This window comes from Agrobacterium albertimagni AOL15, assembly GCF_000300855.1.
Classification (GTDB): Bacteria; Pseudomonadota; Alphaproteobacteria; order Rhizobiales; family Rhizobiaceae; genus Allorhizobium; species Allorhizobium albertimagni.
The window spans coordinates 167115-175747 of record NZ_ALJF01000003.1; the positions used below are offsets into that span (position 1 = coordinate 167115).

The 8633-nt window shown below is 61.3% G+C and carries 9 protein-coding genes; 5 read left to right on the top strand and 4 right to left on the bottom strand.

Features of this window, described 5'->3' with window-relative positions; translation table 11 throughout:
- Positions 1–2: 2 nt before the first annotated feature.
- Positions 3–1091, top strand: coding sequence for an alginate lyase family protein (locus tag QWE_RS04000; RefSeq protein ID WP_006724797.1), 1089 nt, complete (start codon positions 3–5; stop codon positions 1089–1091).
- A 6-nt stretch (positions 1092–1097) separates the two neighbouring features.
- Here QWE_RS04000 and QWE_RS04005 read toward each other — a convergent pair whose 3' ends face one another.
- The 4 genes from QWE_RS04005 to QWE_RS04020 form a co-directional block, all read right to left on the bottom strand.
- On the bottom strand, positions 1098–1322 hold the full coding sequence (locus tag QWE_RS04005; protein ID WP_006724798.1) for a hypothetical protein: 225 nt from the start codon (positions 1320–1322) through the stop codon (positions 1098–1100).
- 213 nt (positions 1323–1535) lie between these two features.
- The gene (locus QWE_RS04010; protein ID WP_006724800.1) at positions 1536–2006 is read right to left on the bottom strand and encodes a chemotaxis protein CheW; all 471 of its coding nucleotides are present in this window, start codon (positions 2004–2006) and stop codon (positions 1536–1538) included.
- A gap of 177 nt (positions 2007–2183) precedes the next feature.
- Positions 2184–3071 (bottom strand): MarR family transcriptional regulator, encoded by an 888-nt coding sequence (locus QWE_RS04015; protein WP_006724802.1) that lies wholly within the window; start codon positions 3069–3071, stop codon positions 2184–2186.
- Positions 3072–3193: 122 nt separating this feature from the next.
- Positions 3194–3529 (bottom strand): protein tyrosine phosphatase family protein, encoded by a 336-nt coding sequence (locus QWE_RS04020; protein ID WP_006724803.1) that lies wholly within the window; start codon positions 3527–3529, stop codon positions 3194–3196.
- 130 nt (positions 3530–3659) lie between these two features.
- Here QWE_RS04020 and QWE_RS04025 point away from each other — a divergent pair, with 130 nt between their 5' ends.
- The 4 genes from QWE_RS04025 to QWE_RS04040 all read left to right on the top strand — a co-directional run bounded on the left by QWE_RS04025 (position 3660) and on the right by QWE_RS04040 (position 8506).
- Positions 3660–3977: an ArsR/SmtB family transcription factor gene (locus QWE_RS04025; RefSeq protein ID WP_006724804.1), complete on the top strand. Its 318-nt coding sequence runs from the start codon at positions 3660–3662 to the stop codon at positions 3975–3977.
- A 99-nt stretch (positions 3978–4076) separates the two neighbouring features.
- Entirely contained in the window at positions 4077–4277 is a 201-nt protein-coding gene (locus QWE_RS04030) for a YgaP family membrane protein (RefSeq protein ID WP_006724805.1), read from the top strand.
- Between the two features lie 9 nt (positions 4278–4286).
- Positions 4287–5264: an efflux RND transporter periplasmic adaptor subunit gene (locus QWE_RS04035; RefSeq protein WP_006724806.1), complete on the top strand. Its 978-nt coding sequence runs from the start codon at positions 4287–4289 to the stop codon at positions 5262–5264.
- A 53-nt stretch (positions 5265–5317) separates the two neighbouring features.
- Positions 5318–8506 carry an efflux RND transporter permease subunit gene (locus QWE_RS04040; protein WP_006724807.1) on the top strand — a complete coding sequence of 1063 codons (3189 nt, stop codon included), beginning with the start codon at positions 5318–5320 and terminating at the stop codon, positions 8504–8506.
- The last annotated feature ends 127 nt before the right edge of the window (positions 8507–8633 follow it).

Sequence of the window (8633 nt, forward strand, 5' to 3'; positions counted from 1 at the left end):
CATTGGCCGATCTCACCCATTGGACACTGAACCGCCATATCGCAGCCTCGCTGCTCGCAATCACAGCCGCCATGGCGGCGGCACCAGCGGCGCAGGCCGCCGACGAGACCTGCTTCAAGACGCCGACGCCGGTCATGAGTCTCGGCTTCGGCAGCCGCTACGAGGCCGATTCCAAAAGCCGCTCCGACATCGATGAAGAGTCCGATGCGGCCGTGACCAAGGCTCTGAAGCCGATAGACCAGTTCATTCAAAATCTCGCCAAGGTCGTTTCGAAGGCACAAACCGAGAAGGACATCGCAACGAGGCGCGCTTACCATCGCTGCGTCGTGGATTCCGTTTACGCCTGGGCCAAGGCGGATGCTCTCAACGACATGCGCACGTTCAACGCCAAGCTGTCGATACCGGCACGGATCGGCGGCCTCGCCATCCTCTTTGCCGAAAGCCGTGACCAGGTTCCGGGACTCCACGACCGGGAACGCATCGTGGAGAAGTGGCTGCAGAAGCGCGCGCTGGAGATCGTCTACTTCTTCGAAAACGAAGCGACCAAGGGGGCTGCCCGCAACAACCTGCGCGCCTGGGCCAGTATGGCTGTCGGCGAGGTCGGGGTGCTCAACCGGGACCGGGGTCTCGTCGAATGGTCGATCCTCAGCAACAACACCATGATTACCAATGCGGCGACCGATGGCAGCCTGCCGCTGGAAATGAACCGCCAGCGTTATGCCCTGCACTATCAATTGCACGCCATGACACCGCTGGTCACCTCCGTCGCACGGCTCTGCGAGGCAGGCTACGGCAAGGGCGGTGCGGATCTCGACAAACTGCGGACCATGGCGCACTTCTCGGTCAAGGCCGTGAAGGACCCGAAGATCGTGCAGAAGATCAATGGCAAGAGCCAGACGGTGAAACCGGGGCTGAAGAACAACCTCACGTCACTAGCCTGGCTAGAACCCTATGTGGCGCTCACCAACGATCTGGACATGGAGAAGGAATTCGCGTCGCTGAGACCGCTTTCGAATTCGAAGCTCGGCGGAAACCAGACCAATCTCTACGACGATCAAAGGATCAGTTGCACCATCACGGTACAAAACTGATCAGGATCAGTCAGAGGAAAGCCGGATACGATGACCAATCAGGGGCTGCTCGCTTCGGGCAGCACCTGCCACGCGAGCGTCTGCGCCAGAGTCCATCTGCCACTCCTGAATTTCAAGCTGGACGAGCGAACGGACGGCGTCGAGCGACCGCTCGCGGCCATGCGTGCCCGCCAGCGCCTCGCCCAGGCGGCTCAGAAGGTCTTCGGTCGGGTTATGCGGGGACTGCGTCACCTCGGTGCTCCTCTGACGACATCCTGCTACAAACATGGGCATTGCGGAAGCCGTTCGCTATCAAAGCTGGCCCCAAACACTTAAAAAAGTCGCAATTCCTCGTGATCCGCGCGCCCAAGCACGCCGCTTTCGAGCAGAATGGCAAATAAAGTGTGATGATCGGTCAGCGTCGGCCGGAAGACTCAACGGGGGCTTTGCGCCCCCGGAGTTGAATTAGGCAGCCATGCCCCAGGCGGAGGGATCGTCATCGCCGAACATGCGCTCGAGGCTGAGGAAGCAGATCATGCTCTTGTCATGGGCAATGATGCCGTCGGAGAAGGCTGCACTCGGGCCGGTCGCGGCCGGGAGAGGCTGCAGCGTGCTGCCAGCCACCGTCAGGATGTCGGAGACGCCGTCGACCAGCAGACCGACAGTCATGCCGTTGACTTCTGTGACAACAACGGCACTGCGCTCCGTCGCCTGAGCAGCCGGCATGCCGAGCTTCACGGCGAGATCGACGATCGGGATGACCGTCCCGCGAAGATTCATGACGCCGAGGACTTCGTAGGGCGAGTGCGGGATGGGCGTAACCGGGGCCCAGCCGCGGATTTCGCGGATAGATGTCGTCTTGACGCAGAACTCCTGTTGATGAAGCCGGAAGGCGATGATTTCGAGGGCATCGGCGGCGTTCGACGTCGTATTCATCTGCGATTTCCTCCTGCTGCGAGCCTCCGTCGGCTGGCAGCTTGTCACGATGTTGGTTCACCGGGGATCCCGGCGGCAGAGGCCTGCTCTGCACTCCAAATCAATTTAGCCCACCAGTAATTAAAGAATATCTAAATCAATTAGGAGAATGCGCAACGGGCGCTGCGGACATGCCCCTCACCGGGCAAGCATGGTGAAATGCGCCATCTGTCCGGCACTCCACCAGGAGAACTCTCGCAGCAGTGAGGGCGCAACCTCGCCGATGCGACCGCCGTGAAGGCTGAGCATGCCCCGCGTCGTGGCGATCGCCAGCACATTTCCTACATGCTGGCGAGACACCTGAAACCGCTGCGACAGTGCATCATAGGTGAGCGCAAGCGGCCAGTCTTCACCCAGCGCACCGGCCAGGTGGGCACCCATAACGGCACAAAGAATGAGATATCCGCTGTCGCGACCGGTGAAGTCGACGACCGTCTCGAAGGGCGTGAACAGGACATCCATCGACTGGAAGGCAACGGTCGATCGGCCGATCAGCCGACAGATCAGCGACACATCGGCGTCCAGCGCTTCACGAAGTGAATGGCCTTCAAGCATGGCGGAAGCAGCAATGAAGGCAAGAGGGGAGCGGGCAATTTCCAAGACGAGGGACGGCGTGGGCCGCAACCTGATCTCTCGCCTGTCTCGCGCATTCTGTTCTGCCACGACATAGCCACCGGCTCGAAGGCCCGAAATGAGATCGCTGACCTGGCGTGCGCTGCCGGGGACCAGTGTCTGCAGCAGGGTCATAGTGGGTGCAGGCCCCGTCCCCTCCTCGAACCGGACCCACATTCCGATCAACATGTAGCAGGTGATGTAGCGCATCTTCTGCGCAAAGATCTTGTTGGCCGGCCAGCGGAATGCACTGGCCTCCACCATGCTGCGGCAATAGGCGAGCACTGCCCTGTCGAAGCCCTGATGGGCAAGATAGCCGCTCGCCAATTGCCACACAGGCTCGCCCAGATGCTTTTCGACACCGGGATGGACGACCAGTCGGTCCCGATCGAGTTCGGCACGCAATTGATCCATGGCGCAACTCCAGATCAGAATTGTGCATAGGAGGCCAATTCACCGGCGCCGTCGATTGGTAAATCTAGTAGTCAACCCTAATGAAGAAGCCACGCAGGCTCCATGCGCCGCCGTCCTCCGCTTCAGGGTACTCGTTTGGCAAGATCATAGGCGGCTGCGCATCGCTGGCCCGAGGCGCAATAAGCGAGGATCGGACCCGACTGCTGGCTGATCAACGCCTTCAACTGACGCGCCTGGTCGAAGGAGACGGAACCCGGCACCACCGGCAGATAATGCGCTTCGAGCCCGACCTGATGCGCAGCGCTTTCAATCTCGTCAAAGGCCGGCTGAAAGAACCCTTCCCTGTCCGGGCGCATGCAGATCACGGTCTTGAACCCGAGTTCGGCAATCGCCTGCAGCTGCTGCGGCTTGATCTGTCCGGTGACATGAAAGCTCGGATCGATGCTGCGAATGCTCATGAGAAGTCCTTCCTGAAGGCACTGACCTTCATACGCCGAGGTTAAAACACATAACGTTTTTTATATATTTTAGCTCTATGGCCCCGTGTCAACACTTGCCAGTCCGGATTTCTCATATATATTCGTATCTATGAAGATTGATCCTGAACAGATGAAGGCTGGTGCCGACATGGCCAGCGAACTCCTCAAGTCGCTATCCAATCGATATCGACTGCTGATCCTCTGCCGTCTGGCTGACGGCGAGCACTCCGTTGGTCAGCTTGCCGAATTCCTCGGGATCCGCGACAGCACCGTGTCGCAGCATCTGGCACTGTTGCGCCGGGAGAAGATCATCATGGGGCGGCGCGACGGCCAGACCATCTGGTACCGGATCGAAAGCGAACCGGCGCGCGCGATTATCGGCACCCTCTACGACAGCTTCTGCAAGACCTCCGACTGCGCGGCCTGACGGCAACCAACGCCGTCTTCCATTCTACAAATGGCGGCTTGACATCGACTTGCCTAATATATACGTATCATCGTAGATATGTATCTTAAGGAGAAAAACATGTCGATCGATCGCGCCGTTCTCGTCTTTGCAGGGTTCATGATCCTGCTTTCGCTTCTGCTGACATACTTCGTGCATCCGGGCTTCGTCTGGTTCACCGCTTTTATCGGCGTGAACATGATACAGTCGGCCTTCACCGGCTTCTGCCCGGCGGCCACGATTTTCCGCAAGCTGGGGCTGCGCCCCGGCACAGCATTCTGAGGACAAGTCATGCCGAAATCCGCCTTCATCGCCCTTTTTGCGGCAGCGACTGCCATGGGACTGACCGTCAGCCATGCCGCTGATCTCAAACTCGAAGCCGTCGACATCACGGAGATGAAGGCGGTCTATGGCCAGATCCAGCCGCGCAACAGCGTCCTGGCCCGGACAAGGCTCGGCGGCACCCTGGTCGAGCTGAATGTCACCGAAGGCGACATCGTCAAGGCTGGCGATGTGATCGCCGAGGTGAAGGACGACAAGATCGACTTCCAGATCAAGGCCGTCGACGCGCAGCTTCTCGGCCTCAGAGCTTCTCTGCGGGATGCTGAGGTCGAACTGGATCGTGCCGATCGGCTGGTGCGCAGTGGCGCCACCAGCACCCAGCGTCTTGATCAGCTGAAGACCCAGCTGGACGTCATCACCAACCAGGTCCGCCAGGCAGAAGCTCAGCGCTCCGTACTCGTCCAGCAGGCATCGGAAGGCGCAGTGCTCGCCCCCTCGGAAGGGCGTGTGATCGCCGTTCCCGTGACCCGCGATGCCGTCGTCATGGCGGGCGAGACGGTTGCGACGATTGCCGGCGGCGGCTTCTTCCTGCGGCTCGCAATTCCCGAGCGTCATGCACAGGACCTCACGCAGGGGGCACCGATCCGCATCGAGGCGGGTGGCGCGATGCTCGAAGGCGAACTCGTGAAGATCTACCCACAGATCGAAGGCGGCCGGGTGACGGCCGATGTCGAGGTCGACGGGCTTGATACCGATTTCGTCGCTGCACGGGTTTTGGTCGAGCTGCCGATCGGCAAGCGTCAGGCGCTTGTGGTGCCGGCAGCCTCCCTGTCGAACCGTTCCGGCGTCAACTTCGTCGCCGTGCGCGAGAACGACAAGATCGTCGAACGCGCCGTGATCGCAGGCAGGCCTTTGGAGATCGACGGTCAGAAGCAGGTCGAAATACTCTCAGGCCTCGTGGCCGGCGATGTCGTGGTGACAGAATGAGCACTCCCGTCGACAGATCCCTCAATGCGCCGGAACCGGATGACGATACGCCAATGACCAATCTGGGCATTGCCGGCCAACTGACGCGCGCCTTCATCAAGTCGCCGCTCACACCGCTTTTCCTCATCGCCGCCTTTGCCTTCGGCATTGTCGCCCTGCTGACCCTCCCCCGCGAGGAAGAGCCGCAGATTTCCGTTCCCATGGTCGACATCATCGTCGAGGCACCGGGCCTGCGTGCAGACGACGCCCAGAAGCTGATCACCGAGCCGCTCGAGACCATCGTCAAGAGCATCAACGGCGTCGAGCACATCTACTCCCAGTCCATGGACAACATGGTCATGGTCACCGCTCGCTTCCTGGTCGGCACCTCCGCGGATGCCGCGGTGCTGCGCGTCCACGACAAGGTGCGCGCCAATATCGACCGCATTCCGGTCGGCATCGCCGAACCCAAGGTCGTCGGACGCGGCATCGATGACGTCGCGATCGTCACCCTCACCTTCTCCCCGACGAAGGACGCGAGCAGCCATGTCGGCGCCAACGATCTCACCCGCATCGTCCGCGAAGTCCGCAACGAGATCGCCAAGGTCGATAATGTCGGCCTCACCTATGTCGTCGGTGAAACCAATGAGATCATCCGCATCTCGCCACAGCCGGAAAAGCTCGCCCTTTACGGGATCACGCTGCAGCAGCTTGCCGGCCAAGTCGGCGGCGCCAATACCGCGATGCCGGCCTCGCAGGTGCGCGAAGGCGGCCGCCAGATTGACGTGATCGCCGGCGAGACGCTCTCCACGCCGGCCGACATCGGTAATCTGCTGCTGACGGCCCGCGATGGTCGCCCGGTCTATGTCCGCGATGTCGCAACGATCGACTTTGCCACCGACACCAGCGAAGCCCTCGTTTCAACGCTGCGCAAGGACGGCGAAACCATCGAGCGCGTGCCCTCGGTCACGCTTGCGATTGCCAAGCGCGCCGGCTCCAACGCCGTGGTGGTTGCGGAAGCGATCCTTGCGCGCGTCGAAGCCCTGGAAGGCAGGCTGATCCCCGAGGACATCCATGTCGAGGTCACTCGCGACTATGGCGAAACCGCGAACGAAAAGGCGAACGAACTCCTCTACCACCTCGGCCTCGCAACCGTTTCGATCATCGCGCTCGTCTGGCTGGCGATCGGTCGCCGCGAAGCGCTTGTCGTGGCCATCGTCATTCCCGTGACAATCCTCCTCACCCTCTTCGCTTCCTGGCTGATGGGCTACACGCTGAACCGCGTCTCGCTCTTTGCCCTCATCTTCTCCATCGGCATTCTCGTCGACGACGCGATCGTCGTCATCGAGAATATCGCCCGCCACTGGGGCATGGGCGACAAGCGCTCGCGCCGTCGCAGCGCCATTGAGGCGGTCGCCGAAGTCGGCAACCCGACCATCGTCGCGACGCTGACCGTCGTCGCAGCTCTCCTGCCGATGCTCTTCGTCTCCGGCATGATGGGCCCTTACATGAGCCCGATCCCGGCAAATGCGTCAGCCGCGATGATCTTCTCCTTCTTCGTCGCAGTCATCGTCACGCCCTGGCTGATGCTGAAGGTCGCCGGTAATGCGCCCGTTCACGCCCATGAGGATCACGAGACAGGTGGCAGGCTTGGCCGGATGTATGCGGCAACCGCCCGCCCCATCCTCGCCACCAAGACCCGCAGCTGGGTGTTTCTGGCACTGGTCGGCCTGCTGACGCTCGGATCGCTGAGCCTCTTCTACACCAAGCATGTCACGGTGAAGCTCCTGCCCTTCGACAATAAGTCGGAACTGCAGGTCACCATCGATCTGCCGGAAGGCTCCTCCGTCGAGGCGACCGACGCCGTGGCCCAGGCCGTGGGCCGCACCGTGCTCGACATGCCGGAAGTGGTCTCCGTCCAGACCCATGCAGGAACCGCAGCCCCCTTCAACTTCAACGGCCTTGTCCGTCACGCCTATATGCGCGCCGCGTCCTATCAGGGCGACGTGGCGATCAACCTGACGCCCAAGGCCGATCGCGATCGCACGAGCCACGACATTGCGCTTGATATCCGCCGGAAGATTTCAGGCATTACCATGCCCGAGGGCACGAGCCTCAAGGTCGTCGAGCCGCCACCGGGACCGCCCGTCATGGCAACCCTGCTCGCCGAGATCTATGGCCCGACGCCGGAGATCCGCCGTGCCGTGGCCGAAAAGGTCGAGGCAGCCTTCCGCTCGGTGCCCTTCATCGTCGATGTCGACAACTCCTATGGCGTCGAGGCGCCCCGCAAGCGGCTGGTTATCTCGACCGACGACGCGGAATTCTACCGTGTCGAGGAAGGCGACGTCTTCGACACCATCGCGATCCTCGCGAACGGCAAGACGATCGGCTACTCGCATCGCGGCGAAGGCCGTCCGCCGATCCCGATCCGCCTGGAACGCGCCAAGAGTGAGAAGGTGATCGACGAGCGTTTCCTTTCGACCCCGATGCCGGCCAACGTTCTGCCAGGCGACAAGGGTGTCGTTGAACTCGGCGATGTCGTACGCGTCGTCGACGAGAAGACCACGCTGCCGATCTTCCGCCACAACGGCATCAATGCAGAAATGGTGACGGCCGAACTCGCCGGCGACTTCGAAGCGCCCCTTTACGGCATGCTCGCCGTGCAGGAAGCGATCGACGCGCAGGACTGGACGGGCCTGCCCAAGCCGGTGATCGCGCTCAATGGCCAGCCGACCAATGAAGAGGAAGCAACCCTGCTCTGGGATGGCGAATGGGAAGTCACCTGGGTGACCTTCCGCGACATGGGCGCCGCCTTCATGATTGCGCTGCTCGGCATCTACATCCTCGTCGTCGCCCAGTTCGGTTCGTTCAAGGTGCCGCTGGTCATCCTGACGCCGGTGCCGCTGACCTTCATCGGCATCCTCGGCGGCCACTGGCTCTTCGGTGCGCCCTTCTCGGCCACCTCGATGATCGGCTTCATCGCGCTTGCCGGCATCATCGTCCGCAACTCGATCCTGCTGGTGGATTTCATCCGCCACGCCGATCACACCGGGAAAACGCTGACCGATGTCCTCATCGAAGCAGGCTCGATCCGCTTCAAGCCCATCCTGCTGACAGCGCTTGCGGCGATCATCGGTGCGGCCGTCATCCTGACCGACCCGATTTTCCAGGGGCTGGCGATCTCGCTGCTCTTCGGCCTGATCTCGTCGACGCTGCTGACGGTCCTGGTGATCCCCGCAATCTACCGGGTGCTACGCACCTGAAAGTAACTGAGCTGAGGACATATGGCCGTGCCGCAAGCGCGGCCATTTTCATTTGGACAGAAGTTTCTCGACACACCCCCTTCAAAGCGACATCAAAAAGTGTAAACTAAATTTTACACTCAAGCTG